The organism is Methanoculleus sp. UBA303 (assembly GCA_002501655.1).
GTDB lineage: Archaea > Halobacteriota > Methanomicrobia > Methanomicrobiales > Methanoculleaceae > Methanoculleus.
This window is the reverse complement of record DANY01000002.1, coordinates 23,882-50,250: the sequence shown is the minus strand read 5'-3', so window position 1 is coordinate 50,250 and position 26,369 is coordinate 23,882. Positions and strand designations below refer to the sequence as shown.

Annotated in this window: 30 protein-coding genes and 1 tRNA gene; 19 read left to right on the top strand and 12 right to left on the bottom strand. The window is 58.8% G+C overall.

From position 1 onward, the window contains the following. Positions 1-3: 3 nt before the first annotated feature. Together BP846_RS00470 and BP846_RS00465 are read left to right on the top strand one after the other, a co-directional pair. Positions 4-1,119 carry a glycosyltransferase gene (locus BP846_RS00470; RefSeq protein ID WP_292392083.1) on the top strand — a complete coding sequence of 372 codons (1,116 nt, stop codon included), beginning with the start codon at positions 4-6 and terminating at the stop codon, positions 1,117-1,119. Positions 1,120-1,466: 347 nt separating this feature from the next. After that, on the top strand, positions 1,467-2,771 hold the full coding sequence (locus BP846_RS00465) for a hypothetical protein (protein ID WP_292392082.1): 1,305 nt from the start codon (positions 1,467-1,469) through the stop codon (positions 2,769-2,771). Between the two features lie 115 nt (positions 2,772-2,886). Here the strand turns inward: BP846_RS00465 and BP846_RS00460 are convergent, their stop codons facing one another. From BP846_RS00460 to BP846_RS00445, 4 genes are all read right to left on the bottom strand, one after another. After that, positions 2,887-4,056 (bottom strand): M20 family metallopeptidase, encoded by a 1,170-nt coding sequence (locus BP846_RS00460; RefSeq protein WP_292392081.1) that lies wholly within the window; start codon positions 4,054-4,056, stop codon positions 2,887-2,889. A gap of 20 nt (positions 4,057-4,076) precedes the next feature. Next, complete coding sequence (locus tag BP846_RS00455; RefSeq protein WP_292392080.1) at positions 4,077-4,586, bottom strand: hypothetical protein; 510 nt, start codon at positions 4,584-4,586, stop codon at positions 4,077-4,079. 229 nt (positions 4,587-4,815) lie between these two features. Then, complete coding sequence (moaA, locus tag BP846_RS00450; RefSeq protein ID WP_292392079.1) at positions 4,816-5,694, bottom strand: GTP 3',8-cyclase MoaA; 879 nt, start codon at positions 5,692-5,694, stop codon at positions 4,816-4,818. After that, positions 5,672-6,283 (bottom strand): RlmE family RNA methyltransferase, encoded by a 612-nt coding sequence (locus BP846_RS00445; RefSeq protein ID WP_292392078.1) that lies wholly within the window; start codon positions 6,281-6,283, stop codon positions 5,672-5,674. Before BP846_RS00445 ends, moaA begins: the two co-directional genes overlap by 23 nt. Before the next feature lie 210 nt (positions 6,284-6,493). Between BP846_RS00445 and BP846_RS00440 the strand changes: the two genes are divergently transcribed. Next, positions 6,494-7,237 (top strand): DNA polymerase sliding clamp, encoded by a 744-nt coding sequence (locus BP846_RS00440; protein ID WP_292392077.1) that lies wholly within the window; start codon positions 6,494-6,496, stop codon positions 7,235-7,237. Further along, positions 7,237-8,241 carry a DNA primase regulatory subunit PriL gene (priL, locus tag BP846_RS00435; protein ID WP_292392076.1) on the top strand — a complete coding sequence of 335 codons (1,005 nt, stop codon included), beginning with the start codon at positions 7,237-7,239 and terminating at the stop codon, positions 8,239-8,241. The genes BP846_RS00440 and priL overlap by 1 nt, the downstream gene beginning before the upstream one ends. Here priL and BP846_RS00430 read toward each other — a convergent pair. Then, positions 8,238-8,438, bottom strand: coding sequence for a hypothetical protein (locus BP846_RS00430; protein ID WP_292392075.1), 201 nt, complete (start codon positions 8,436-8,438; stop codon positions 8,238-8,240). The genes priL and BP846_RS00430 overlap by 4 nt on opposite strands. Positions 8,439-8,528: 90 nt before the next feature. Here BP846_RS00430 and BP846_RS00425 point away from each other — a divergent pair, with 90 nt between their 5' ends. The 9 genes from BP846_RS00425 (at position 8,529) to BP846_RS00385 (ending at position 13,799) form a co-directional block, all read left to right on the top strand. Further along, entirely contained in the window at positions 8,529-9,077 is a 549-nt protein-coding gene (locus BP846_RS00425; protein WP_292392074.1) for an HD domain-containing protein, read from the top strand. Between the two features lie 41 nt (positions 9,078-9,118). Beyond that, on the top strand, positions 9,119-9,670 hold the full coding sequence (locus tag BP846_RS00420; protein ID WP_292392073.1) for a thiamine-phosphate synthase family protein: 552 nt from the start codon (positions 9,119-9,121) through the stop codon (positions 9,668-9,670). A 12-nt stretch (positions 9,671-9,682) separates the two neighbouring features. Then, positions 9,683-9,871 (top strand): 30S ribosomal protein S17e, encoded by a 189-nt coding sequence (locus BP846_RS00415; protein WP_292392072.1) that lies wholly within the window; start codon positions 9,683-9,685, stop codon positions 9,869-9,871. A 10-nt stretch (positions 9,872-9,881) separates the two neighbouring features. Further along, on the top strand, positions 9,882-10,757 hold the full coding sequence (dapA, locus tag BP846_RS00410; RefSeq protein ID WP_292392071.1) for a 4-hydroxy-tetrahydrodipicolinate synthase: 876 nt from the start codon (positions 9,882-9,884) through the stop codon (positions 10,755-10,757). After that, positions 10,750-11,508: a 4-hydroxy-tetrahydrodipicolinate reductase gene (dapB, locus tag BP846_RS00405; protein ID WP_292392070.1), complete on the top strand. Its 759-nt coding sequence runs from the start codon at positions 10,750-10,752 to the stop codon at positions 11,506-11,508. Before dapA ends, dapB begins: the two co-directional genes overlap by 8 nt. A gap of 78 nt (positions 11,509-11,586) precedes the next feature. Next, positions 11,587-11,760: a 4Fe-4S binding protein gene (locus BP846_RS00400; RefSeq protein WP_292392069.1), complete on the top strand. Its 174-nt coding sequence runs from the start codon at positions 11,587-11,589 to the stop codon at positions 11,758-11,760. A gap of 46 nt (positions 11,761-11,806) precedes the next feature. Beyond that, entirely contained in the window at positions 11,807-12,823 is a 1,017-nt protein-coding gene (asd, locus tag BP846_RS00395) for an aspartate-semialdehyde dehydrogenase (protein WP_292392068.1), read from the top strand. Between the two features lie 13 nt (positions 12,824-12,836). Next, positions 12,837-13,112, top strand: a complete 276-nt coding sequence (gene albA / locus BP846_RS00390) for a DNA-binding protein Alba (RefSeq protein WP_292392067.1) — start codon at positions 12,837-12,839, stop codon at positions 13,110-13,112. Positions 13,113-13,349: 237 nt separating this feature from the next. After that, positions 13,350-13,799, top strand: coding sequence for a hypothetical protein (locus BP846_RS00385; protein ID WP_292392066.1), 450 nt, complete (start codon positions 13,350-13,352; stop codon positions 13,797-13,799). 273 nt (positions 13,800-14,072) lie between these two features. Here the strand turns inward: BP846_RS00385 and BP846_RS00380 are convergent, their stop codons facing one another. The 4 genes from BP846_RS00380 to BP846_RS00365 form a co-directional block, all read right to left on the bottom strand. After that, positions 14,073-15,197 (bottom strand): DUF373 family protein, encoded by a 1,125-nt coding sequence (locus BP846_RS00380; protein ID WP_292392065.1) that lies wholly within the window; start codon positions 15,195-15,197, stop codon positions 14,073-14,075. A gap of 57 nt (positions 15,198-15,254) precedes the next feature. Next, positions 15,255-16,115, bottom strand: a complete 861-nt coding sequence (locus BP846_RS00375) for a coiled-coil protein (protein WP_292392064.1) — start codon at positions 16,113-16,115, stop codon at positions 15,255-15,257. 355 nt (positions 16,116-16,470) lie between these two features. Beyond that, positions 16,471-17,595, bottom strand: a complete 1,125-nt coding sequence (gene ftsZ, locus BP846_RS00370) for a cell division protein FtsZ (RefSeq protein WP_292392063.1) — start codon at positions 17,593-17,595, stop codon at positions 16,471-16,473. Positions 17,596-17,605: 10 nt separating this feature from the next. Further along, the gene (locus tag BP846_RS00365) at positions 17,606-17,785 is read right to left on the bottom strand and encodes a ribbon-helix-helix domain-containing protein (protein WP_292392062.1); all 180 of its coding nucleotides are present in this window, start codon (positions 17,783-17,785) and stop codon (positions 17,606-17,608) included. A 338-nt stretch (positions 17,786-18,123) separates the two neighbouring features. Here BP846_RS00365 and BP846_RS00360 point away from each other — a divergent pair, with 338 nt between their 5' ends. The 3 genes from BP846_RS00360 to BP846_RS00350 all read left to right on the top strand — a co-directional run bounded on the left by BP846_RS00360 (position 18,124) and on the right by BP846_RS00350 (position 20,929). Next, the gene (locus BP846_RS00360; RefSeq protein ID WP_292392061.1) at positions 18,124-18,981 is read left to right on the top strand and encodes a pyridoxal phosphate-dependent aminotransferase; all 858 of its coding nucleotides are present in this window, start codon (positions 18,124-18,126) and stop codon (positions 18,979-18,981) included. Continuing rightward, positions 18,969-19,574, top strand: coding sequence for an NTP transferase domain-containing protein (locus BP846_RS00355; protein ID WP_292392060.1), 606 nt, complete (start codon positions 18,969-18,971; stop codon positions 19,572-19,574). The genes BP846_RS00360 and BP846_RS00355 overlap by 13 nt, the downstream gene beginning before the upstream one ends. 125 nt (positions 19,575-19,699) lie before the next feature. Then, complete coding sequence (locus BP846_RS00350) at positions 19,700-20,929, top strand: TIGR00300 family protein (RefSeq protein ID WP_292392059.1); 1,230 nt, start codon at positions 19,700-19,702, stop codon at positions 20,927-20,929. Between the two features lie 415 nt (positions 20,930-21,344). Here BP846_RS00350 and BP846_RS00345 read toward each other — a convergent pair whose 3' ends face one another. After that, the gene (locus BP846_RS00345) at positions 21,345-22,331 is read right to left on the bottom strand and encodes an archaeosine biosynthesis radical SAM protein RaSEA (protein WP_292392058.1); all 987 of its coding nucleotides are present in this window, start codon (positions 22,329-22,331) and stop codon (positions 21,345-21,347) included. A 28-nt stretch (positions 22,332-22,359) separates the two neighbouring features. Between BP846_RS00345 and BP846_RS00340 the strand changes: the two genes are divergently transcribed. Further along, complete coding sequence (locus BP846_RS00340; protein WP_292392057.1) at positions 22,360-23,454, top strand: hypothetical protein; 1,095 nt, start codon at positions 22,360-22,362, stop codon at positions 23,452-23,454. A gap of 39 nt (positions 23,455-23,493) precedes the next feature. Further along, positions 23,494-23,578, top strand: a tRNA-Ser gene (locus BP846_RS00335). Positions 23,579-24,044: 466 nt separating this feature from the next. Here the strand turns inward: BP846_RS00335 and BP846_RS00330 are convergent. Then, complete coding sequence (locus BP846_RS00330; RefSeq protein WP_292392056.1) at positions 24,045-24,449, bottom strand: pyridoxamine 5'-phosphate oxidase family protein; 405 nt, start codon at positions 24,447-24,449, stop codon at positions 24,045-24,047. A 137-nt stretch (positions 24,450-24,586) separates the two neighbouring features. Here BP846_RS00330 and BP846_RS00325 point away from each other — a divergent pair, with 137 nt between their 5' ends. Further along, on the top strand, positions 24,587-25,372 hold the full coding sequence (locus BP846_RS00325; protein ID WP_292392055.1) for a winged helix-turn-helix domain-containing protein: 786 nt from the start codon (positions 24,587-24,589) through the stop codon (positions 25,370-25,372). Between the two features lie 9 nt (positions 25,373-25,381). On the opposite strand, the gene BP846_RS00320 is transcribed toward BP846_RS00325, so the two are convergent. Continuing rightward, positions 25,382-26,347 carry an endonuclease/exonuclease/phosphatase family protein gene (locus BP846_RS00320; RefSeq protein ID WP_292392054.1) on the bottom strand — a complete coding sequence of 322 codons (966 nt, stop codon included), beginning with the start codon at positions 26,345-26,347 and terminating at the stop codon, positions 25,382-25,384. Positions 26,348-26,369: the final 22 nt, after the last annotated feature.

Below are 26,369 nucleotides of genomic sequence, written 5' to 3'. Positions count from 1 at the left end.
ACAATGGCTGACGTATACGACCTGACGGTGATCATCCCGACGTTCAATGAGGAGGAGAACATCGCCGCGATCATCGATGCGGTCAACGATGTCTTCCGGAGGAGCGGCATCCGCGGCGAGGTCCTGGTGGTTGACGACTCCTCAAAAGACCGCACGATCGAGATCGTGCAGGAGATCGCTAGCCAGAGTGACAACGTGCGCCTGATCGTGCGGAGGGAGGACCACGGCCTCTCCCAGTCGGTCGTCGAGGGATTCGGTGCGGCGCGCTCAGAGATCCTCCAGGTTATAGACGCCGATTTCTCGCACCCGCCGGAACTCATACCCCGCTTCTACGAGGCGATACGCGGCGGCGCCGATATCGCCATCGGGAGCCGGTATATGAAGGGCGGAGATATCGAGCAGTGGCCGCTTGCACGAAGGGTCATATCGTTCGGGGCCACGGTGTTTGGGCGTATCCTCTTCCCGGAGGTCACCGACCCCGTGAGCGGGTTCTTTGCCGTTCGGCGTGAGGTCGTTTTCGGCGCTCCGCTCACGCCGCGGGGATACAAAATCCTGATGGAGGTCCTCGGCAAGGGCCGGTGGCACTCGTTCGTCGAGATCCCCTTCATCTTTAAGGACCGCGCGGAGGGGACGAGCAAACTCAGGCCGGATACGATGGTGGACTACCTCCGGCAGTGCGCCGGCATCGCCCGCTTCTCGATAACCCGCCGGGCCGGACCGGTCTGGGATGAGTGGACAAAGATCGTCCGGTTCGGCCTCGTTGGGCTCTCCGGGATCCTCGTCAACATGGGGCTCCTCTACGCCCTGACCGAGGTTGCCGGCCTCTACTATCTCATCTCCGCCGCGATTGCAATCGAACTCTCGATCGTGAACAACTTTGTCTGGAACGACATCTGGACGTTCGGGGCCGCAGATAATCTCAGGCTCGAGCGGAAGATCCAACGGTTCGGGTCGTTCCAGGCGGTCTCTATGGGCGGGCTCGTCATCAATATGGCCATCCTCTACCTCCTCGCGGATGTTGCCGGAGTCTACTACCTCGTCGCGAACCTCGCCGGAATACTCATCGCGTTTATCTGGAATTATGCGGTGAACAGGCACTATACCTGGAAAGAGACATAGTCTTCGAGAAAGTCCCCTTGCCTCCAGGGACTGCGGGAGAGTCTCCCGGCCTCCAATCGCTGCAAGGTTAGTTACAATCGCTCAGTTCACTCCACCCCGGAGGGAGTCAGGCCGGGGCCCGGATATCGTTTTACCCATCGCCCGTATAGTAGTTGCCCGCTCTGCCGTGAGCCGGTTCATCGGTGAGACCCCCGCATTACCGGGAAGGAAGGCCCCTTCCGGCCGACCATACCCGTCCACGGGAGGAAGGATCATTCCAATCAGGATCGATCTCCATGAGTTGACCGGTACGTCATCGCAATACATTTGGATAGCGTTATCTGCAGTCGGGTGTACTTAAAAGCATTATGAGCCGCGTGAGGGGCCAGTACGACGATACAGCCCGGGAAAAGAGTGTGCTGGGCATAAGGTTCTCAGAGAAAGAGTTCTCGAAATTTCGGGAACACTTTGCAATGCTTATTGCCCTATCGATCATCACAAAGGTCGCCGTGGTACTTTTCACGACCGGGATCTTTCACTCGTTTGTCGACATCTTCGATGTATCGGTATATTACCGGTACGCGATGCAGGTCCTCGGGGGAGCGATACCCTATGTAGACTTCTCTCTTGAGTACCCACAGTTATCGCTGGTTGTGATCCTGGTTCCGCTCATCTTCACCGTGCTGACAGGGGACCCATCGACGTACCTTGTTGCGCACCAGGTGTTCATGTCGATTTTTGATATTCTAACAACCCTGCTTGTATATCTCATCGCGTTGAGGGTATCCGACCAGAGATGCGCTTTCATCTCGGGAGTGCTTTCTGCAACGGCATTCTCATCAGCGTATTTTGTGCTGACGAAATACGACGCCTTTCCGACATTTCTCCTGATGCTCTCACTGTTCCTCTTTATTTACCGGAAGGAGATCTGCGGTTACCTCTCAGCGGTCGCCGGGTTCCTGGCCAAATGGTTCCCGGGTCTCGCGATACCGTACTTCGCCCTTCACGAGTACATGAGCGGCAGGGACCCACGGACCATCGGCCGCCATATCATCGCATCAGCAGCTCTGCTTCTCATAATAACCCTGCCGTTTGCGGTGCTGAACAGTTCGGTGTTCCTCGCGACGTATACGGCGCACACCGGAAGAACCGCCCTGGCTCACAGTTTCTGCTACTATGTCGACTTCGCCCTTGAGAACGTTCTCGGGCTCTCGTTCTTCGCACAGGTTTCGCTCCTGCTGATGGCTGTCGTCCAGATATTCCTTCTGGGGTATTATTACTCGGCAAAGAATACCAGCGCTGAGTATCTCTGCGCGTTCCTCTTCTTCAGCACGTTTGCGTTCGTCATATTCAATAAGGTCTTCAGCCCGCAGTATCTCCTCTGGATCACGCCGTTCCTTGCCATATTCCTGGCTCGTTCCTACAAGGAGATAGCGCTCTTCTACGCAATCCAGGCGTGGGTGTATCTTGAGTTTCCCATCCTTTACAGGTCCATCTACATCAATGACGGATATTTCGTCGGGGATAGCAGTCCGCTCGCCTCAGTCCCGTTCCTCTTCTTTACGATCAAGTTCATCCTGCTGCTCGCTGCTTTCGGCATGGTCTGGATCTCTCTGAAACATCCCGATCTGAGAGTGGTCTGGACACTGATCCATCATGAAAAGAGCATGTAATTGTTTTGCAAGACAGTCGGAGGTGCCGGGGACAACATTTTTTCCGGGTGCCGGAGCGACCGGCGCGCCAGGACGGTAACAAATGGGAGATATCGGCTGGACTGCCGACAACCCCTCACCCGGAATACGCGCGAATAACACCCCGATACACATCCACAGCCTTCTCAAGCTGCTCCACGGAGACCCGCTCGTCCACCGCGTGCAGCGTCGGGATCTCCCCGGGCCCATACTCCACGACATCAAAGCCCTCGGCGCGGAGGTACTTCGCGTCGCTTGCGGCCCACTGGAGGAACGGGACCGCCGGCATGCCGTAGACCCGTTTAACTTCGTGGCAGACTGTCCGGACAACCCGGGCGTCCGGGGGCGTCAGGGTCGGTTCGGCGGCATCCATCTCGCGTATGGCGGCGTCCGGGGCATGCTCGGCGATGCTCTTCTTCAGGTCGTCGAGAGAGCACCCCCACGGCACCCGGATATCGAGTTCCATCCGGCACTGCTCCGCCACGATGTTCGCCTTCTCCCCACCCTCTATCCTTCCGGGGTTGAACATCACCCTCGTGAGGATGTTGTCTCCTCCCTCGAGCCCGAAGACGTCGTGGAAGACCCGGGCAGACTGTGCGACGAGCGGCTGCAGGGCTTCGGCGGGCGGGAACGGGTGCGCATGGACCTCCCGCAGGTAGCCGACGAGATCAACCGCCGCCATGATGGCGCTCTTCCCAACCATAGGATAGAGAGAACTGTGGCCCGGCCTGCCACGGAAGGAGAGGTCGACCCGGTAGAGGCCTTTCTGGCCGACCGCCGGGCTCATCGCCGGCGTCGGTTCGGCTATCAGGCAGTCGCGGGGCAGGAGCAGGTTCTTTGCCAGCAGCGACCGGATCCCGTACGGGCCGCCGGTCTCCTCATCGCAGACGAAGGCGAACTGCGCCTTCGGCGCGACACCGCTCTCGACGAGATCCCGGTAGGCGATGAGGAGGGCGGCGCATCCCCCTTTCATGTCGGTGGCGCCTCTCCCCCAGACGTAGCCTTCAGCGACCTCTCCGCTGTGGGGGTCGTGCGTCCAGTCATCGGGGATTGCGGGGACAACATCCACATGGCCGCAGAGGAGGAGGCGGGGATCAGGCTCGGTCGTGATGAGATCGTCCCGCCCGCCCGGATGGGAGACGACGCGGCTCTTCACGCCGAGCGAGTCGAGGAACTCCTTGATGAACTCGATCAGATCAGCCGTGCTCCCCGGCGGGTTCTCACTCCTGATCCGGACGAGCGATGAGGTGAGGCGAGCGACATCCATGCGTGGTCTCCTCAGAAGCCTTATTCGGGTCTGCTACTCGCGTACTCATCGAAGAGGCGGGCGAGCGTTGAGGTCTTATAGATCTGTTTGATGAACTTCGGGTCAAAGAACTCATCGATGAACGTCGAGAGGTAGTTGGCCGGGATCGCCTTTTTATCGTCGGGATTGAGCACGATGCGGAAACTCCGGTACTGGGCGGGGTCGTCGCGGTCGTAGACGCCGGACCAGAGCATCGGGAGTTCCTCGAACTTCTCCGGGTGCTCATCCTTCAGCCAGTTGATGAACCCGGGGAAGTATGCCCGCTCGCCGGCCTTCTCCTCATCCACGCGCCACCGCATATACTCCATGCTCATGATATTCCGGGGCGACATGTAGTTGTAAGCCTGGATGCCGAGGGTGAAGTCGATGTGGGCGAGGGCATCGGTGAAGTAGAAGTACAGGACTGGATGAAACTCGGAGGGATTTTCCAGGATCAGCGATTTGCCGTACAGCTTCTGCATGGCACGGGCATACTCATTCACTTCCAGCATACCCTCCTATTGGGGAGAGTGGTACAAAAAGTACTCCTTCAATGCAGGCAGGGATGGAACCGGAAATGCCGGGCGGGGCCGGTGGTGGGGGACCGGGGTCAGTGTAGGGGGCGGTGCCTGGACCGGGGCGGGGCGGGATACCGTATCGGTGTTGCCCCTCCAGGGCAGGCGGCGCTGCTCGCACCTGGTAGAGCCTGGACTCCGGTTGGCGTTGCAGGGCACAGCCGCTTCAAACAAAGAACGGCTTGCGCCTGCTGACGGCTTCCCTGAACGCGTCTTCCAGTTCCTTGCCGTGCTTGCCCTGGATATCGACCAAGTTATCACTCCGGAGGAGGCAGGGCTTGAGTTTTCCGTCTGAGGTCACGCGCAGACGGTTGCAGAATGCGCAGAACTCCGTGTTATGGAGTGGGCGGACCACCTCGACCTCGGCGCCGTCGAGACAGTACTTCTTCCGGTGGTGCATCCTGCGGGTGACGACCCGTGTTGCCCGCTCGTTCAGGTCCTGCTCGACGCTGTCCACATCCCCGTGGAATTTACACTCGTTGAACTCCATCAACTCGATGACCTGCAGGATGAGATTCTCTTTGCCCCGGACGAACGCCATGAAGTCGTCCAGTTCATCCTCATTGATGCCCTCGAGGAGCACCATGTTGAGTTTGACCGGGGTCAGGCCGACCTCGATCGCGGCGTCGATCCCGGCGAGAACGTCCGCGAGGCAGTCCTTCCCCGTTATGGTTTTGTAGCGCTCGGGGCGGAGCGTATCGAGGCTGACGTTCACCCGGGCAAGCCCGGCCTCCTTGAGCGCCGCTGCCTTTGCCGCAAGCAGCGTCCCGTTCGTCGTCATGGAGGACTCAATGCCCGGCGGTACGGAGCGGACGATGTCAAGGAGATCACGGCGGAGCAGAGGTTCCCCACCGGTGAACTTGATGTTTTTAACGCCGAACTGCGCGCCCACCTGCATCAGTTCGGCGATATCCGCGGTGCTCATCTGCTCCTTCGGGCTCACCTCGCCCTCGGCGTGGCAGTAGATGCACCGCAGGTTGCACCGGGAGGTCAGACTGATACGGAGGTTGGTCACGGTCCGATTATAGGGGTCCTTCAGGATCATCGCATGTTCCCTTGAAATTCTTTGCAATAATGTAGGTCTCGGCACTCCCTTTCCGTGACGCCTTCGTCCGATATCCGCGGACGGAATAGAAATGCTTCCTTGCCTCGGCGATCAGGTCCCCGAAGAGTTCCCCCTGGAACGACTTTATCACCATGTTGCCGCCGGGCTTCAGGATCGTGCAGGCAAACGCCAGGGCATCCTCGCCAAGTCCAATTGCACGAGCCTGGTCGTAACTCTTCTGGCCGGAGAGTTTCGGTGCGGCATCGCAGACTACAACGTTGACGATGCCGCCGGCCTCCTCCCGTATGCGCTCCTGGACAAGGGGATCAGTGAAATCCCCGACGATGGTGGTGACGCCTTCCATGGGCGCAATAGGGTTGAGATCCACGCCGACGACCTTCCCCCCGGTCAGATCGCGGAGCACCTGCAGCCAGCTGCCCGGCGCTGCCCCGAGGTCGACGACGTTGTCGCTCGGCCTTATGATCCCGCTCTTCTGCTGGATCTCCAACAGCTTATAAGCGGCCCGTGCCCGGTATCCGGCGCTCATCGCCTTTCTATAGACGCTATCTTTTGTCCATTGAGAACCCATTGCGAGATTACCCTCCGTTTGACGCTGACAGGTGGTTAGTTGTATTGTCAGCACGATCAGGAGATTATGTATAGTGTTTCGATGCAGCTAACCATGAATGTATAGGGTTCCGTCCGGTTCCGGCATACGGGGCGGTTGGGGTATATCGCAAAGCACTAAAATGAAAAGTGCGATTATATACTTTAGACGAGAGCTTGATAAGGGGTCACAATGTTAAAGGCAACGATTGATACAGAAATATTTCGAGAATCCATCGATGCGATCGCCGCACTGGTGACGGAGTGCCGCCTGCACACCGCTGATGATCACACCTGGACGCGGGCTGTCGATACCGCAAACGTGGCCATGGTCTCCCTGGACCTCCAGAGCACGGCGTTCAACACCTTCCTGGCGACAGCCGGAGAACTGGGCCTGGATATCGCAAAGATGAAGAACATCCTCGGGATGATGGGGAAAGGTGACGTGCTGACGCTCAGTCTCCTCGATGAAGAGCGGAAACTGGAACTGAGCTTTGGAGGCTACCGCTACTCGATCACGCTGCTTGACGTCAACACCATCCGGAAAGATCCGAACCCTCCGGGGATCGATCTCCCTGGTAAGGCCGTCCTCTCAGGAGATGCTCTGAACAGCGCCATAAAGGCGGCTGCCGTCATATCCGACAAGATCGCTCTCGGGATCGACCCCGACACCATGACCTTCTACATGGAGGCGGAGGGAGATACCGACCATATCAAACTCGCGCTCGGCGAAGACGAACTTGTCGCACTCAACCCGGTGCGGGCCCGCTCCCTCTTCTCGCTCGATTACCTGAAGGACATGGGCCGGGTCATGGCACGCGCGGATGAGGTGGAGGTCTACCTCGGCGTCGATCACCCGGTACGGTTTGCCTTTGACATTGCGGACGGCAACGGCCACGTCGAGTACCTCCTTGCTCCTCGGATCGAGGCCGATTGATGGATGTTGTACTCGACCACAAAGAGCTCATCAAATACCCATTTTTAAAAGAGTCCCAGCAGCTGGCCCGCCGGCACGTTGAGTCGCTCGAAGAATTTCTCGGAAGTAACTCGGGTGCTGCGGCGCTCGAGCGGGCAAAGGCCCGGGTCATCGCTGCGCTTTCCGCGAAGCGAGAGTTTCAGGATGAGAATACGCAGAACCTCAGGCCCGAGTTTGAGATAGCGAGTTATGCGCTTGCCCGGATACTGGTCTCCTGCATAGGCGACCGATCCCTCATCGACCGCCTTGCGCGCTATGAAGCGGAACGCGCATCCTTCTTCCTGGAGGCCGAAGGCCCGGAGATACGGCAGTTCGTTGCCTGGAGTATCGGGATCAATACCGGGACCGTTGTCCTGCCGGTCACCGATTACGTTGAACTGGTGCCCCATCTGCGTGATCTGCGCTGGCGGCTCATCAACAGGGACGTGCGGCAGGGAACGGTTCACCTCGAACCGGGCGAGATCGATGAACTTATCCGGGAACGGATCCGGGTCATCCTCATCGACCAGCTGCCGCTTCGGGTCCCGCCCGGGATCTGCGAACGCCTCGAACCGGTTACGAAAGAGATCGCTGCGTCATACCAGCAGCAGATCCTCGAGCAGTTCGGTGAAGTTAAGGAGGAAGCGTTCCCGCCCTGCATCAGCTCGCTCATCCAGGCGATCACCACAGGAGGAAACCTGACGCATATGGGCAGATTCGCCATCACGTCGTTCCTCCATACCATCGGTGTGAACATCACAGGGATTGCAGAGATCTTTGCGCGGGCGCCTGACTTCGACCTGGAGAAGACGATGTACCAGGTGGAGCATATCTCCGGCCGGGGCGGCACCGAGTATACCCCACCATCGTGCGCCACCATGCGCACCTTTGGGCTCTGCGCTAACCGGGATAAGGACTGCGAGCGGGTCAACCACCCCTTAAGTTACTACCGGCTCAGAAAAAATATAAAGAAGAGGCGGAGTTAAGCGACCATTTTATCGATCGTATAGCCTGCAACACTGAGCGCGGCGATAAAGACGACCAGCGCGATGATGTATGACGGCCCTTCCATCCACGACAGCCCTTCTATCCCCATCACCAGTGCGGGCAGCATCACCAGCAGTATGACAAACAGTGCGAGGCACCCGAATGCGGCCAGCACCTCAAGAACCCGTAGATTCATGTACACAAGTGGGATAGGGGCAGGTATATCTCTATCCATAGGCGGGAGACCCGCATGCTTATGCTCTGTGCGCCTGACAACCCATCCCGCATGGAGAGAGATGAGGCACTGGCCCTCCTCAGGCGCTACGTGGCGTCACCGTCTCACATTGCGCACAGCCACGCCACAGCGGGCATCATGAGGAAGGTCGCAGAACACCTCGGCGAGGATGACGATACGTGGGAGGTTATCGGCCTCCTGCATGACATCGACTACGATGTTATCGGAGGGGATATGGACCGGCACGGCATTGAGGGCCACCGGATCCTTATAGAGAACGACGTCCCGGAGGAGATCGCGGATCTTGTCAGGCGCCACAACCACATGCTCTTCTCCGGCTATGATCGACCCGTAGAGACCGCGCTCCAGGCGGCGGACAGCGCGTCAGGCCTGATCATCGCCTGCGCCCTGGTGAAGGGCGGGGCGGTCAGCGAGGTCACGCCCCGGACGGTAATGAAGAAGTTCAAGGAGAAGTCGTTTGCCGCCGGGTGCGAGCGCCATAGAATCAGGCTGATCGAGTCTCTCATGGATATGGAGACGTTCTACCTTCTCGCGATCGAGGGGCTCACGGAAGTTCGCGCCGATATCGGCCTCGTCTGAGCACAAACCTTATGCGGCACCCAAAACGAGGGATAGAGAGCATGACGCAGGAAGACCGCGCGAGGGTGATCGCCTGTATGGGCGAGGCTGTGGCGCTGCTCACCGGGCGGATGGACGCCCGGCTCATCCCGGAGGTCGGGATGAACATCGTCTACGCCCTGCCCAACGCGCGGAGCAAGGACGACGTGGCGGGGGTCCTCGGCCGGATCGTCAGGTTCGGCGACCGGGTCCACCCTGTCGGTGAGGTTGCATTCGGGGCAAGCGATCACGTGGCCCGGATCGTTATCACGGCCATGCGCTTTAACCCGCAGGTCCGGAGCGCGGCAAACATCCGCTTCTCTGAAGCGGTTCTTCTTGATATGGAGAACCTCCTCTTCGAGGTCTGCTCCTTTGACCGGGCGAAAGAACCGCCGGGTGTGCAGACAATGGACTGGGGCGTCGCCTCCTGCTGCAGGGAGGGCGTACCCGACGCCATCTACGACCGGGGAGCCATGGGAAAAGAATCGATGATCAGGGTTCTTGGGGAGGATCCGGTCATGGTCGCACACAATATTCTTAAACTGTCAAATCGCATTACCTATGCACAATTATAAGGGAAGGTCCACATGGGAATAAAACCATCATATATCAAGAACCTCGGCGAAGAACTCATCGTCAAGCATCGCGACAGGTTTACTGGAGACTTTGATGAGAATAAACACGCCGTCGCCGAAGTTGCCGTGATCGACAGCAAGGGTGTCCGGAACAGAGTTGCCGGGTACATCTCAAGAAAGATAAATACAGGGAAGCGGTAAACCTCATTATATGTTTGAGGGAATCCTTCCAGCAATCATTACCCCTTTTCACCAGGACTCCGGGGCGAGTCTTGATATTGAAGGATTACGGTCCAACATTGAATCGCTGCTGCAACGCGGGATCCATGGTATCGTACCCTGCGGGTCGACCGGGGAGTCTGCGACGCTCACGTTTGAGGAGCACGAGCAGGTGATCAGTGAGACCATTGGGGTCGTCAACGGACGAGTGCCTGTGCTGGCAGGGACTGGATCGAACAACACTGCAGAGGCGATTCGCCTGACCCGGTCGGCGCGGGATGCAGGCGCGGACGGCGCGCTCGTCATCAGCCCGTACTACAACAAGCCGAACCGCTCCGGGCTCGTCAAGCATTTCACGAAGCTCGCCGATCTCGATCTTCCCATCGTCCTCTACAATGTTCCCGGCCGGACGGGGCAGAATCTCCAGCCAGACCTGGTGATCGAGCTCGCCCGGCATCCGAACATCGTCGGGATCAAGGAAGCGAGCGGTGATATCACCCAGATATCCCGCATCATCGAGGGGACACGGGACGAGGACTTCATCGTGCTCTCCGGGGACGATGCGATGACCCTCCCGGTCCTCGCACTGGGGGGCGCAGGTGTGATATCGGTGACCGCCAACGTCGACCCCGGCCGGATGGTGCAGATGTACGAAGCCTTCCGCGGGGGCGACCTTGCCCGCGCACAAGATCTGCACTACGAACTCTCGGCGCTCATGCGGGCGATGTTCATCGATACGAATCCCATCCCCGTGAAGAAGGCGGTAGAACTCATTGGAAGGGCCGCCGGACCGGTCAGGCTGCCGCTCGATGAACTGGATGACCAGAAGACGGAACAGTTGAGGAAGGTGCTGGTGAACTATGATTAAGGTAGCCGTATCCGGGGCCCTGGGAAGAATGGGCACCACTATCGGCCGGATCGTCGACGAGGCTCCCGACATGGAGCTCGTCGGAGGTGTCGACGTGAGGGAGGGGACGCTGTTTGGGAAGGAAGTGGTCCCTGCAGCCCGCATCGATGAGTTCCTGAAAGAGAAGAAACCGGACATTCTCATCGACTTCACCGTTGCGGCCGCTGCTGTCGAGAACATCAGGGCAGCAGCAAGAAACAACGTAGCGCTCGTCGTCGGGACGACCGGGTTCTCCTCCGAACAGAGGGAATCGATCCGGAGCGCCATCGAGGGGAACGTCCCCGCGGTTATATCGAGCAACTTCTCCGTCGGCGTCAACATCTTCTGGAAACTCGTGCGGGAAGCCGCCCGCGAGCTCGGCGACTACGATATCGAGGTCACGGAAGCCCATCACCGCTACAAGAAGGACGCCCCGAGCGGCACCGCAAAGACCATCCTTGAGATCCTTGATCAGGAACTCGGGGACCGCGAGAAGGTCTACGGCCGTGTAGGTGCGACCGAACGGAAGAACGAGATCGGTGTGCATGTCGTCCGCGGCGGCGACATCGTCGGCGATCACTCGGTCCTCTTCGCGGGGAACTTTGAGTGCATCGAGATATCTCACCGGGCTTACGACCGGGCGGTATTCGCGCAGGGTGCCGTCCGGGCCGCACGGTGGGTCGCCGGCAGAGAACCGCGCATCTACGCCATGCAGGATGTCCTGGGGATATAAGAGACGCCTCTGTTCTGGGGGGAAAGCGAAATTTATTTTTAATACACTCATAAACTATGTACGTTCGGAGGAAAAAAATTGCCAGCAGTTGTTGATGTTGAGAAGTGTACCGCCTGTGAGACCTGCATAGATGTCTGCCCGGCTTCTGCCATCTGCATGGAAGACGGGAAAGCAAAAGTTGACGTCGATCTCTGCGTTGATTGCGAGACCTGCGTCGATGAGTGCCCATCTGAGGCAATCTCGATGGAATGAAGAAACACACTCTTTAATACCTCCTACACTACAGATATTTTTGTCTATGATTAATGTAGGAGTGCTTGGTGCCACAGGAGCGGTGGGACAGCGCTTCGTTCAGCTTTTAGCGGATCATCCCTGGTTTCATCTCCAGACACTCACCGCTTCTGAACGAAGTGCAGGAAAACCGTATGGTAAGGTGGTCAACTGGCGCCTTGATGCGCCGTACCCGGACAACATCAGCGATACCGTCGTCACTCCCACAACTGTCGAGAGCCTGAAGGACTGCGACCTTGTCTTCTCAGCGCTTCCCGCCGATGTGGCGACGTCCCTTGAGACCGAGATCGCCGATGCGGGCATCGCTGTCTGCAGCAACGCCCGATCGCACCGCATGGACCCGGACGTTCCGCTGGTGATACCGGAGGTCAACCCGGATCACCTGGGCCTGATCGACGTCCAGCGGGACCGGGGGCGTGGGGGTTTCATCGTGACCAACCCGAACTGCTCGACGATCGTCCTTACGCTGGCCCTCGCACCCCTCAGACCGTTCGAGTTCCATGACGTGCGTGCGGCAACCATGCAGGCGATATCGGGAGGCGGGTTTTCGGGTGTCTCCGCTATGGACATCTACGACAATGTCATCCCCTATATCGGTTCCGAGGAGGAGAAGATAGAGACCGAGATCGTGAAGATCATGGGAACGTTCAATGGTTCTGAGGTGATCCCTGCTCCATTCAGCGTGAGTGCAAGTTGTCATCGGGTCCCTGTCATCGATGGGCACACCATTGCAGTCTGGGTCGACGTGAAGGAACCGGTTGCCGAAGTGAAAAAAGCTTACGCAACATTTAAGTCCCCCTTCAGCAATCTACCTTTACAGCCGGCAAAGGCAGTTGAGCTCCTCGACCAGTCCGATCGTCCGCAGCCACGGCTTGACCGTAACCGGGGACGGGGCATGACGGTCTCTGTCGGGAGAATCCGGGAAGGGTTACGGTTTGTTGCACTCGGGCACAACACTATCCGTGGGGCTGCAGGCGCATCCGTTCTCAACGCAGAGCTGATATACTCGAGGAAGTACCTTTAGACGAGGTGGGCTAATGATAAAGGATAACACAGTATTCGTGGGAAACAAACCGGTCATGAACTACGTGCTTGCGGTGGTCACCCAGTTCAACAACGGAGCGGAGGAAGTTGCGATTAAAGCCCGGGGGAAGGCGATCTCACGGGCAGTCGATACTGCGGAGATAGCGCTCAACCGGTTCCTCGCGAACGTGAGCAAGAAAGAGATCTTCACATCAACCGAGATGATCGACACCGATACCGGAAAGACGAACGTCTCAAGCATCGAGATTGTCCTCACTCATGCGAAGTGAGGCTCCGAAGCACTTTTTTGACATTTCCCTGGAGAGCGCGGTGAACGGAGAGCATAGCGGGACTCTCTGGTTCAGGCGTCCCTCGTCGTGCCGGCGCTCCCGAGGTTGCGCTGCAGGTCGCCGGCGTATAGAAAACCCGGTATTTCGAGAGCAGTTAGGTCGATATCCCGAGTATAAGGTTTCTCCAACACCGGGTCACCATAAAGGTTTTATGACTCCCCCCACCACCATTGTAGTATGAAATGGGTGACGGTCGGGATAGTGCTCGTGCTGGTATCCGCTCTCGTCGCTCCCGCATTTGCGGCGGGTGAGGAGCGGTACAGTTACATCACAGTCAAAGACGTCACTGTCCAGCTGGAGAAAGAGGATGCCGTCATCACCATGAACTATACGATCGATAGCGGCATCGGGTTCCTCGTTCTCCTCCTGGGAAAATCCGACCTGAAGCAAAAGGCACTCGACATACTGAACTTCAACGATACCAGAGTTCAGCACCTCGATATCGAGCACATCGAGGTGCGCGTGAAGAATGTCTCCGATGACTACGGGCAGGGGTCATACTGGTTCCCTGCCCACAGGTTTGGCGTGGTCGTGCCTTCGCTCACCATAATCACCCCGCAGGACGTCAAAAGTTACGAGAATGTCAGGGAGTTCCCGGACGGACTCGGTTATTTTGCTAAACCGTGAATAGACCCTATCTGCGAACCGGGCCGCGGCGCGTATCACATCCGGGGGAGCGACCTGTGCCCGGAAGTGATCCGGTTGGCCGCCATGATGGGCGGGGATAACCTGTATGGGGCGAGATGGCCTCCGGCCACCCCCCCTTCTTCCGCCGCCCGAGTTGTTATAGTTCTCTCAGGATAGATGCCAAACCCGGATTCAATTGTCCGGGACTTTTGGGATAATCACCGACCGTAACTCCCCGATGCGCAGCCCGGCCAAAGTAGAGTCCCCCGGGTCTCACACCTCTCTCTTCAGCGCGACCGGCTCGCGTTCATTCCCCCACCTGCCCAGGAGCGACTGGAGGTAGACGCCGAGGAAGGCACAGAAAAGACCTCCAATTGTGGCGAAGATGATATACTTCACGCCGACATCGGCTGTTATGGGGAACCTGGAGATGTCGCTGATCGAGAGGATGTAGATGCTTGCACCGTAGGCGATGGCTCCTATCGCCAGCACGAAGAACGGCAGGGCGACCACCCGCCGGATCGCCTCTCGTTCGTTGAGGAAGACATCGATGATCTTCCCCCCCGATGCAACGAGGCCGGCGGCAGTGAACCAGGCGATGGCGCCGTAGATGAACGCGAGTACCTGAAAGAAGATCCCGGCAGAGGTATAGTAGTCAAGGAGGCTTATAAGCCCGAGGACGATCCCGACGATACCCAGCAGTATTGCCGTGATGTACGAGACGAAGGTAAACCTGCCGCCATGCAGCGACGTCTTCAACGATGTAATCAGATACCCGAAGACCTCGTCGATTCCGACACCCTTGAAGAGCAGATAGGTGCCGATGACGCCGACGACAACGATGGTTGCGCCTTCAGGGTATCCCAGCAAGTATCCCACAGCATAGAGGAGCATGGCAAGACCGAGCGGTACGAGCACGAGCTTTGAGACCTTCGGGTCATCGAGAAGGCGCCTGAGGATATAGTACGTCCCCTCAAGGTTCGGCATCTGGTTGACCACGACCCTCCGTACGCTGCTGACCGGCACTCTGGATTGGATGATCGGAAGGACGTACTCATCCTCAGCACCATCCGTCACCAGAATGCAGGCCGTAGAATTTGTGGCCGAGAGGATCGCATCGAGGCTGGAGGCTATCCGCCGGTCACCCTCGAGCAGGTTCATGTGGTTGCCGCAGATGACGGCGACGGCAACCTCCTCCCCCCGCCCGGTGAGCTCGTCGTAGAGCTTGATCGTCTCGAAGATCGCGTTGACGTCGGAGTCTTCAGAGTCGTTCAGACCAAGGGAGGTTGCCGCATGGAGGCATGCCTCTCTGCCCACGATAGGGCCATCGATCCGGGCTTTAAACCCAAGATCATCATCGCGATCAACACAGAGGACGAGCGTTCGCTCTTTTGCCATGCAATAGAACATCTCCTCGGATCTATTAAAGAATTTGCAGCGAGCGATAAAAAAATATTAAATAAGTTTAGCACGCTGAAGCAGGAGCAGGTCGTCGGTCGTGATCTTTTCACCCTCACGGAACTGCTGGAAGACGCGTTCCGCCTCTTTCCGGACGGCCTTCTGCTCTTTGGTGACTCTGGTCTTCCGGGTCTTCTTCCGCAGGCCCGAGATCACCTTATCATAATCACGGAGTTCCTTCTGGCAGGCAATGAACTGCTTGTGCTCCTCATCCGCCGACTCCTGGGCTTCAACAAACTGCTGGTGAGCCTGGTCCGCCTCTTCGCGGGACTTGTCGGCTTTCCGGTAAGACTCCACCATCAGGTCATGGTGCTGCTGGGCGGCTTCAGCCTTCTCGGTGACCTCCTTGTGGATGTCTGAGGCCAGTCTGCGAAATTCACGAGCATCGGTGAGCTTCGTCCGCATCTCTTTGTTCTGCTCGAGTTCGACTTCCTGGTCTTTCGCTGCCGCCTTCAGCTGCTTGATCTTCTCGATCAGCTCGCGTTCTTTGTCGGTGCTGTAGACCTCGGTCTGCTGCTTGAACTCCAGGTGCTCGATCTGCTTCTGCAGTTCCTTGATGCCCCGGTTCTGGAGGTTGCCGTGCTCTTTCTTGAAAGACTCAATCTCGTCAAAGAGCACGTTCGCCTTGTCGTTGTTCTCGTTCCTCTGGTCTTTCAGCGCCTGGACTTCCTCGTTGATCTTATCCCGCTGCTCTTTGTGCTGCTGCGCCTCCTCGACAAATTCGCGGGTCTGTGTGTTTAAGGTGTTGCGTTCCCGGGCATTTTTGCTGGCGAGCGCGTTCAACTCATTGCGCCGGTCTTTGTGTTGTTCAGACTCCGCAAGGACTTTTTTTCTCTTCTCAATCAGATCGTTCAGCATTCTTTACCAATCCTCGACATTCGGTACCTGTCTCATATCCCCACCAGCGAGTCCGCTCCCATGTGCCTGCAGGGATACCGGAGGCTTACGTAGCGGCTACACCACAAGAAAAGACGTTTTCCGGACTCGCGATCGAGGCCGTCATCCATATGTCTGCTCATGTGTTCAACCCCGGTACTTGGCAACCGCAGACCCGCAGGTTCTGCGCCCTGCACAATACACCCCGTGCTGGAGGGATTATACAAGAACGTCTATAATTCAAACGTCATCCGTACTATTAAGTATTTCGTAGAGGACCGGAGGCACGCCGCCGGGAACTGATCCGGATGAAAAATAGGGAAGAGGATGTGGGGGTTTAGAGGAAGTCGATGAGATGCCCGCTCGGGGCGTCCCCTGCCATGCGCCTGCCGGCCGGTGCGCCAGATCGCTGCGTCACCGGTTCGTAGGCACGGTGGCTCCCGAGGATCTGTGCACTCTTTACGCCGGTCATGACCGCCATGACGCGGACTCTGCCCTCATAATCGCTGTTCACCCGCGCTCCCCAGATGACGTCCGCGTGCGGGTCGAGCTCGTAGGTCAGGGAACTTGCGATCTCCTCGGCATCCTGGAGGGTCAGGTCGTTCCCGCCCGTGATATGGATGAGGCTCCCCGTCGCTCCACGATAGTCGATGTCCAGCAGGGGGTGGTTCAGGCACTCGTGAACGACACTCTCAGCCTTGTTCTGCTGCTTGCTCTCTCCGACAAGCATCACGGCGACGCCCCCCTTGCTCATGATGGCACGCACGTCTGCATAGTCGATGTTGATGAGCGAAGGCTCGGTGATCGTCTCGCTGATTCCCTTGACGGTCTCTGCGATGAGCTGGTCCATGACCGAGAACGCCTGGCCAAGCGGCAGGTTGGGCACGTACTTGATGAGCCGGTTGTTGTCGAGCACGATGACCGAGTCGGCAGCGGCCGAGAGCAGTTCAAGCCCTTCTTCCGCGCGGAGAAGCCGGGCCTTCTCAACCTGGAAGGGATAACTGACCATGCCGACGACGATTGCCCCCTGCTCCTTTGCTATCTGCGCGACAACCGGGGCCGTCCCCGTGCCGGTACCTCCACCCATACCGGCGGTGATGAAGACAAGGTCCGCGTCGCAGAGCAGGCCCTCGAGAGTCGGCCGGGCCATCTCGGCTGCACGTCTGCCGACATCGGGGAACCCGCCGGCCCCAAGGCCTTTGGTGAGCGACTTGCCGACAAGCACCCTCTTGTCGGCCTGGATCATATCCAGGTGCTGCTTGTCTGTGTTGATCGCGATCGTTTCTGCACCGTTGACCTGCATGTGGTACAGGCGATTGATGGTGTTGTTGCCCGCACCGCCGCACCCTACGATGACAATTCGTGGCTGGCCGAGCATGTCGTCTTCCCCCTCGGAAGAGTCTGTCTTCAGGTATTTCTCACGTTCTGCGTGTTTCAACGCCTCGTTGATGATCGTCTGCATTGAATACCTCCTAAACTTGAAATGAAATTTGATCGGCCTCGCGTAGAACACGGCTTCCATGCCTTTCGAGAAGCGCTCTGACTGAATACCGCACAGCCTCCGATACCGTGGGGAATTCGCCAGCCTCCACCAGCCTCTCGAGCATCTCAACCTGTTGCCGGGGCAATCTGATAGTTATCCGATCCATCATTTCAATCACTCATATCTGACATTTAGCCGCTAAGCGTCTGCCATTTGTCAGACAATCGTAATCTTTCTGTCTGACTGCATCAGATAAGCCATAATAATACTGGTATGGTATAAATACCTTCTGAAATGAACTCCAGCCCGACATAACGGTTTTATGGATAGCAGCCGACAACATACCCTCATAGGATTGCCACAGATATGAGAGAAAATCTCCCCGAAAGGATGGAACATGGCGGCCGGGTGCGCTGGCATCGCACCCGGGAGAGAGGCGAGTTACTCGATTTCAGCGCTAATGTAAACCCTTATCCCCCGGAGATCCCCTGGACGCCGGATCCTTCGGTGCTGAAAGATTACCCGGACGATCGGTATGAGGCACTCAAAGAGGTTATCGGCAGGACATTCGGGCGCGATGCGGCAGAGGTCACTGTCGGCAACGGATCCGTCGAATTGATCCGCGCGTTCTGTTTCGCCATGCTCGGGCGTGGAGATACCGCCTGTATCAGACCTCCGACGTTTGCCGAGTACGAGATGGCAGTACTGCTGGCCGGTGCCCGGTGCACCGTCGATGACAGCGATGCTGCTGTTCGGTTCCTCTGCAACCCGAACAACCCCACCGGAAAGCTCTATACCCGCCTGGAAGTCCTCCAGCTGCTCGCCGAAACAGCGGAGCAGGGGACATGCCTCTTCCTCGACGAAGCGTTCATCGAACTCTCCGACCCGCGCCAGAGCCTCGTCGACGTCTCTCACGAGAATCTCTTCGTCCTGCGCTCCCTGACAAAGAGTTTCACCGTTCCGGGCATCAGGTTCGGATACGGTTTCGGCACGCCCGAACTCATCGAGAGGGTGGAGACCGTGCGCCTTCCCTGGACAGTGAACGCATTCGCCGAGTCCTTTGCTATCGAGGCCTTCCGGCACTACGGCGACCTTGAACGCTCGCGGGAGAGGATTGCCCGGGAGCGGATGTGGCTCTCTCGCCACCTGGACAACCTCGGCCTCACGTGTGAGCCTCCGTCTGCGAACTACATCCTGATAGAGGTCCCGATGGAGGCGGAGGTGCTGGTCGGGCGGCTCTTTTCCCGTGGCATCCTTGTCCGGGACTGCCGGTCGTTCGGGCTCCCCCGCCATATACGCGTGGCTGTGCGGACCCACGAGGAGAACAGGCAACTCATCGAGGCACTCGAAGCATGCTTGCCCTGATCATGGCCGGGGGGCAGGGGTCCCGGCTCCGGATGGGTGAGAAGCCGCTCGTTACCGTCTGCGAAAGACCGATGCTCTCCTATGTCATCGATGCCTTTGGGTCTGCAGGGCATGAGGTGGTCGTGGTCGCCTCGCACCGGACGCCGTTCACCAAAAACTGGTGCCGGGTAAGGGAGATTACCCTCTATGAAGCCGAAGGGCTCGGCTACGTCGAAGATATCCGTGCGGCAGCGGGGGATCTAGGGGAAGAAGGAACGCCCTTCTTCACCTGCGTCTCCGACCTTCCCTGTCTTGCGCCCGATATCATCACCGGTGTCGAGGACGCCTGGCGCCGGACGGGAACGCCGGCATGCTCCACGTGGGTGCCCCGCGACCTCTGTGAAGAGCACGGCTGCCGCACGCAGTATACGGAGATGGTCGACGGCACGCCTGCCTGCCCTGCCGGAATCAACATCCTGACAGCGGGCGATCTCGACGGCCCCCAGGAAGAACTGCGGCTCCTTCTGCACGATCGGAGGCTCGTCTTCAACATCAACACGCGCGATGAGCTGGCGCTGGTGCAGGAGTACCTCTGCCGGAAGCAGATCCCGTAACCTCCGGCGGATGGCTGCACTCACCGACCTCCGATCTTCTCGAGATCCGCTCCGCAGGAGCGTCGTTTCCCACACTTCATTCCTTGAGAGAAACTGTATTATCGGAATATCACCGATATCTCTGTATGGAATCCTGCCGGGAAATCGAACTCGAGGGTCATATCATCGATTCAGGAATTATGACCCTGGTGTTTGATAGGATCATGGATATGGGTGGGGAGTTTGAGATTCTCACATTCAACGTCGGGAAACAGAAGACGGACACGAGTTACGCGCGGCTGCGCGTAACGGCACCCACCGAATGGCAACTCGACTCTATCCTCTCTGAACTGCACAGGCTCGGCGCACGCACCCCCGAGATCAGCGACGTCACCCTTGTACCGGCAGAGGGCGACCGGATCCTTCCAAAGGGGTTCTACTCGACCACCAACCATCCGACCTTCGTGAAATATCAGGACGAATGGCTGCCCGTCGAGCGTATCGAGATGGACTGCCATATTGTGGTCGATGAGAAGGAAAATCGGGCTTTTTGCACCCCGATCTCTAAAATAAAGACCGGCGATGCCGTCGTCGTCAGCGAGGCCGGGGTGCGTGTGGTCTATCCCGAGCGGCCGAGGAAGGTCAGCACGTTCGAGTTCATGCATGGGACCGTCTCGTCGGAGCGGCCGAGCGAGGCGATCATAGCAAAGATTGCCCGTGAGATCCTGGAGATGAAGAAGGAGGGAGGGAAGATTGCGCTCGTCGGCGGCCCGGCAATCGTTCATACGGGAGCGGCCGACGCTCTTGCGAAGATGATACGCGAAGGCTACATTGACGTGCTCTTTGCGGGGAACGCGCTTGCCACTCACGATATCGAGTCCAACCTCTTCGGCACGTCTCTTGGGATGGACGTCAAGACGGGCACGCTCATCACCGGCGGGCATAAGCACCACATCTATGCCATCAGCGAGATCATGCGGGCGGGGTCCATCAAAAACGCGGTCGATCAGGGTGTCGTCACCGGGGGGATCATGTATGAGTGCGTGAAGAAGGGTATCCCGTTCGTCCTTGCCGGATCAATCCGGGATGATGGGCCGCTCCCCGACACGATCACGGATGTCGTGGTGGCGCAGGACACCATGCGCCGCCACATCCACGATATCGGGATGGTGGTGATGGTCGGGACGCTCCTCCACTCGATCGCCGTGGGCAACTGCCTCCCCTCGTATGTCAAGACCGTCTGTGTCGATATCAATCCCGCATCGGTGACGAAACTGATGGACCGCGGCACGACGCAGGCGATCGGTGTCGTGAGCGATGCCGGGACGTTCCTCCCGCTGCTCGCAAAGCAGCTGGAGGAACAGAAGAAGTGCTAGTGGGCTATTTTATCTTATTTTGAGGGTTCTGGTGCGTGAGGAGCGCCGCAGGCGCGGGCAGGGTGGGGGATTTGCCATGGCGATAACCACCACGGTCCAGTGCACGGGGAGATCCCGGGGAAGAACCGGATTCGGGCCCACTCTCCCTTTCTCCCGGGAAACCGGCGTCAGCGCCGCCCCCCGGGCACGGCTTCCCACGGGATATCGCCATGACTGCCCCCGCTCCCCCGTGGCGATATTCCCACGGTCCACTCCGGGGGGAGATCCCGGAGAAGAACCAGACGCGGCTCATCCCCGGATATCAGCCCGGGCACTGCCCCCGCCCCCTCCCGGGCGGGGTGGGGGGACGGAGGGGAGCGCTCTGTGGGGGAGGGGACGAAGGCCAGATATGGTCTGTTATTTTGGAATCGATGTACTAGCGGGTAAGCGGCATACAGAACGGTTCTTCCTGGCCGAGCACAAACTCCCACTCTTCTTTGCACCCGCATTCCATCTCTCTCAAGGCGCGCAGGAGTTCGACATCTCCGGTCAGTGAGTAGTCGCCGATCCCCTTCACGATCGGGCTGTCGCAGGCACCGCAGTTGTGTGGCCCCCGGGTCTGCCCGCCGCCGACGGGGTCGCAGAGGATATGCACCGGAGACTGAATCAGCACGTCAAGGACGCTCCAGAGATACGGCGGGCGATATGCGCTCTGCTTCCAGAGGCGTTCGACCTCAGTCCTGCTCTGGACGGTGCAGAGGTTCATCGATATACTGTCCGCAACCGAGGAGACGTCCCTGATGGAGCGCACCATGTCGTCGCGCGCCTCGCGTTCGGTCAGGAACGGCGGCTTCATCAGCAGGTAGGCCTTGACGCCTGTGCCGGCGGCATGTGCAACCTCTGCGGCGCGGAGGAAGTCGGTATACGAGAACCCCTTATCGATGCTCTTCTCCCTGATGGCGTCGTTCGTGGTCTCCAGGCCCACGGCGACGGAGAGCGGTCTCGTCCAGGCGCCGGTATCGATGCCCTCACGGAACTCCTGGAGCGTATCCGCATCAACGTACTCGGGCCGTGTCTCGGCGATCACGACCTTGCCCCGGAACGCCTCCGCAACGGCGCGCCGGGCAGCGGCGGGGACCTCATCGGGATCGAAGAAACTCCCCGATGTGAAGACCTTCAGCACCTGGTAGTCCTCGTCGCGGAAGTTCTCTTTCACCCAGCGGACCTGGCGGATAAGCCGGTCGGCGAGCTCGTCCCGCGGGAGGTCGGGGTAGCGCTCGTGCCGGTAGCCGCACATACGGCACCGGTTCCAGGAACACCCGCCGCTCCTGAAGATAACCGTCAGCGTATCGAGGATCTGCCCCTCATAGCGGTCTTTCCCCCGCCAGGACGCCAGCGGCTTCTCAATCGATTTGGATAGCATTATACCTCATATTCGTTGATGTACTGGTATGAAAAGGATCGCATGGCTGACGCTCATCGCTGCGATGCTGCTCGTCAGTGCGGCATCAGCCGCGTACGTCGCAATCAGTGCTCCACAGAAGGTATACGTCGGCGACTCGCTCGTCGTCACAGGCACCACGATCGTGGGAGGGCTCTCAAAGCCTTCGCTCAACCCGGGATTCAGCACGGACGTTATCCTGTATTACGCTCAGGGCACAAAGAGCGAAGTAGCCCGGAAGACCATCGTCGTCCAGGAGGACGGTTCATTCTCTGCGACATTCAACACCAGCGGTCTCGGTGCAGGAACGTACTCGGTCGAGATCGTCGATCCCACGCAGACCACCTTCGGGGGCAGTTCGACGAAACTGCAGATCGTCACCCTGGTCGACCGGTCAGGAGCTATAACGATGCACTCGCCGCTCAGTCAGGACTTCGACGGCATTCTTGAGCTTCAGGGTGTAATCGGCGAGATCGGAGACGCGGGAGTACAGGTCCGGGTCGAGCACGATGCCGCCACGGTCTACGGGCCGGAATATATCCGTACTGACAAGAACGGGGCGTTCTCTGCGGCAGTGCCCATATCCGCTGCGGGCTCATACAGGGTCACCTTCTCCGACTCCAGGGGATTCATCGGCACCGTCGTGGTTGTGGTGACGGGCGGACCATCTACGCCGACTCCGACGGTGACGCAGACGATGATATCTGCCAGTGCCCCTGCTACGCGATCCGCCCCGGCGTACTTTGAGGTCGATACCAGGAGCGGCATGGTGACGATCGCAACGTCGGCCGGGATCGACTGGGTGGTCGAGTACATCGACGAGGATGAAAAACTCCATAAAGTCAATGATAAGGGCCTGCTCGAACCCGAGATCGCGGAGTTTGCCGCACGGGGGGGCCTCGTCTACGTCAAGGTCTACCCCATGAGTTACAACGACAGCGGAACGGTGCAGGTCTCGGCCGCGAATGCCGACTCGGTCAGGGCAAGCCAGGCTGCGCCCGGGTTCTTCGGGGACGCGACGCCCACCCCCGCCCAGGCTGCGCCGGTCCCGGTGGCGCTGGCACTCCTCGCACTCCTCGTCGTCGTCCTCGCGCGCCGGGGATGAACAACCTTTTTTTATCCGGCGGCCAATAGGTATAGGCGAGCCGGGATAGTCTAGTCCGGGAAGGCGGTGGCCTTGAAAGCCTCTGGTGCCTGGCACCTCGGGAGTTCAAATCTCCCTCCCGGCGCTCTTTCATGTTTATTCTGGTTTCTGTTGCCCTGGTTGCGAACCGTACTTCTGCACTCGATTGTATACTACGACAGGCGAGCGGGAGCGCATCTAAAGAGGCGGTAGGGCATTGTATGCCCTGTGAAGGGGTATCGATAGGGACGGAACTGTAACGTTAACTGCTCTGGAGAGAGGATGAGCATGCACGCCAGGGGATTGGGAGAATGTTGGGGATCCCGCCCTCCCTTCCCGGCTCCTTTCGTGCGGCAAGTAGCATACCCATAACACGGATTTCCGTTGGTTATCGCCACGCAGGGGGGTGGAGACAGTCTCCTCTCCCCGTCAGCCCCTCCCCTAATGGCGATTCCCCCACAGTCCACTGTACCGAGATTTTCACGAACCCCGGCGGTTCTGTCGATCGCCCTCCCACATGGGCCGGGGAAATAACCCTGGCAGACCCGGGCAAAGGTTCCTCAAAAAAAGGTTTAAAGAATCTTCTCTCCCGCCTTTGGGCCGGGAGCGCACTCGTAGATCTCCCGGATCTTCATGATGAGGAGGCTCTTTGCCGGCGCCTTTGACATCTTCGACCGGACGGTAAACTGCATCTTCTCAAACTCCGGGCCGCTGGTCTTGACTATGACATCGCCCTTGGCCTGGAAACAGCCCTTCGTCTCGGCTCCCCAGATGTATATGGACATCTTCGGGTTCTCAAGGATGTTTGCGAGCGTCTTCTTCATGAAGTTGTCCGCAATCCAGATCGTCTCGTCGTCGACGAGTTCGACGAACCCGATCGGCACTACGTTCGGCCACCCGTCCTTTGAGGCTGTGGCAACCGGGAAGATCTTCATTGCCTGGAACGCCGCTTTCATCTCTTCAGTTAATGCAACCATCGGTTTTCACCAATAGATTTTCTAAACTACAGATTTATATAGTAATTCGTCAGAGAACTGTAGTTACGGCGGCGGTGCTACAGACCCCTGACCCGACAGCCCACGCCGCTCCATCATAGAGACGGATGTTTGACATCATGGAAACTACAAACGGCGGATCGGAACTCACCGCTCTCCGGCATGAGATCGCAGAACTCCGGGCCGAGGTCCGGCGGTATGCCGTCCCGGACGGCCGGCAGGTAGACCTGCTCTTTTCCGAGTTTCGGCGGCAGTGCGCCGAAGCCGCCGTGCGCGGACACATCGAGAACGCAAGCGACCTGATCGGCCGCGAGGCTTCGGGCTGCCCTCTCGAGGGACGGTGCAGGGCTGCTTTTGCCGCCCTCTTCGAGAGCGCGATCGAGCACCTGAAGATGGGAGAGGTACCGGCCGGGGCTGTTGGTGCTGTCAGGGAACAACTCGCAGAACTGCAGCGATGCGCTCCGACCGACCACTGTGCCCCCTGTTTTCGGGAAGCAGGCAGGCAGTTCGACCGCCAACTCCGGATGCTCGAATCGATCCATGGTTACCGGGACGGGCGGGGGGAAGAGCATACCATCGAGGCCCTCTCACCGGAGGATGTCGCAAACACGATCTGCTACCCTCTGAGCAGCCCTCACCGGGTTCGGATCCTCAAATCTCTCTACCACGAAGGGAAGTCGTTCTCTGACCTCGCAAAGATCACCGATCTGCGCGGGGGCAACCTCCTCTTCCACCTGGAGAAACTCCTGGCAGGCGGCCTGATCCGGCAGCGCAAAGACCGCGGTGAATACTGCATCAGCTTGAGCGGCTACGAATCGCTCAGAGCGCTCTCGGAACTCAACTGGAAGGTCCGGGAGAGTAGCATCCATACCGGCAGGAATGGGGAAGGGCGGAATCGTGACTGAGGGGAGAGATCACGGTTCAAAGTCCATCACGACGGCGGAGTGGTCGCTCAACCCCTGCCCCCGGAGGTCATGCAGGTACCAGCACGCCGTCGGGTTGAGGCGCGCAGACGCGAAGATGTGATCGTAGCGCTTGCACTTCGGGACATCTTCAGGCCCGCGGTCGGGACACCAGCTGTACTCCCTCGCCCGGTAACCGTGCAGCCTCCGGAAGACATCAGGGAGGTCGTACTCCGCAAGGCCGGTGAGAACGTTCATCTCGGCGTTATACCACCATCTCCTCGGCCGCCCGAGATACTCGTCGCTCTCGGAGACCGTGGCGTAGGTTTTGTCAGGGAGGATATCGCGGTAGAAGGGAACGATCGTCCCGTCGGGGAGCTCTGCTTCCGGTATGTGGAGGTCCCCGCAGAAGACCCGCGGTCTTGCCGACCTGACGGCAAGGCGCCGGTAGATCCCGACCAGCGTCTCGGCCTTCGCGATCTCATTTCTCCGGCTGCCTATCGCCGTGGGCACATGGACGTTGTGGATCTCGAACTCGCCTGTGGGTGCGCTGACGACGGCAGAGACCACCCGCTGCTTCCACGGTATATCGAAGTCGAGGGGGTTTAGCGGGGTAAGGGGATACCTGCTTGCTATCAGGCATCCGAAATCCTTTGCTTCACCCGATGGTGAGCACTGCTCGGAGAGCCGGGAGATGCTGTACGCAAACTGGAACGGGTCGCTTGCGTTCCGTGTGCGGAGGTCGTTTAACCGCTCGGCCATGTAGGCCACCCGCGCAATCTCCACCAGAGCAAGGCTGTCGACGGAGTAGGACAACCCAAAGTTCTCCAGTTCTTCACGAAAGAGCGGCAGAGCCCGGTCCGTCACCTCCTGGAAGGCGACGATATCCGGGGAGTGCTGGCAGACTGCTTCGACTTTCTTCTCCACGCTCTTTGTACCGGAGCGAAAGAGATCAACGTTCCATGATATGAGCCGCATGGTCCTGGTACATTGCGCATTG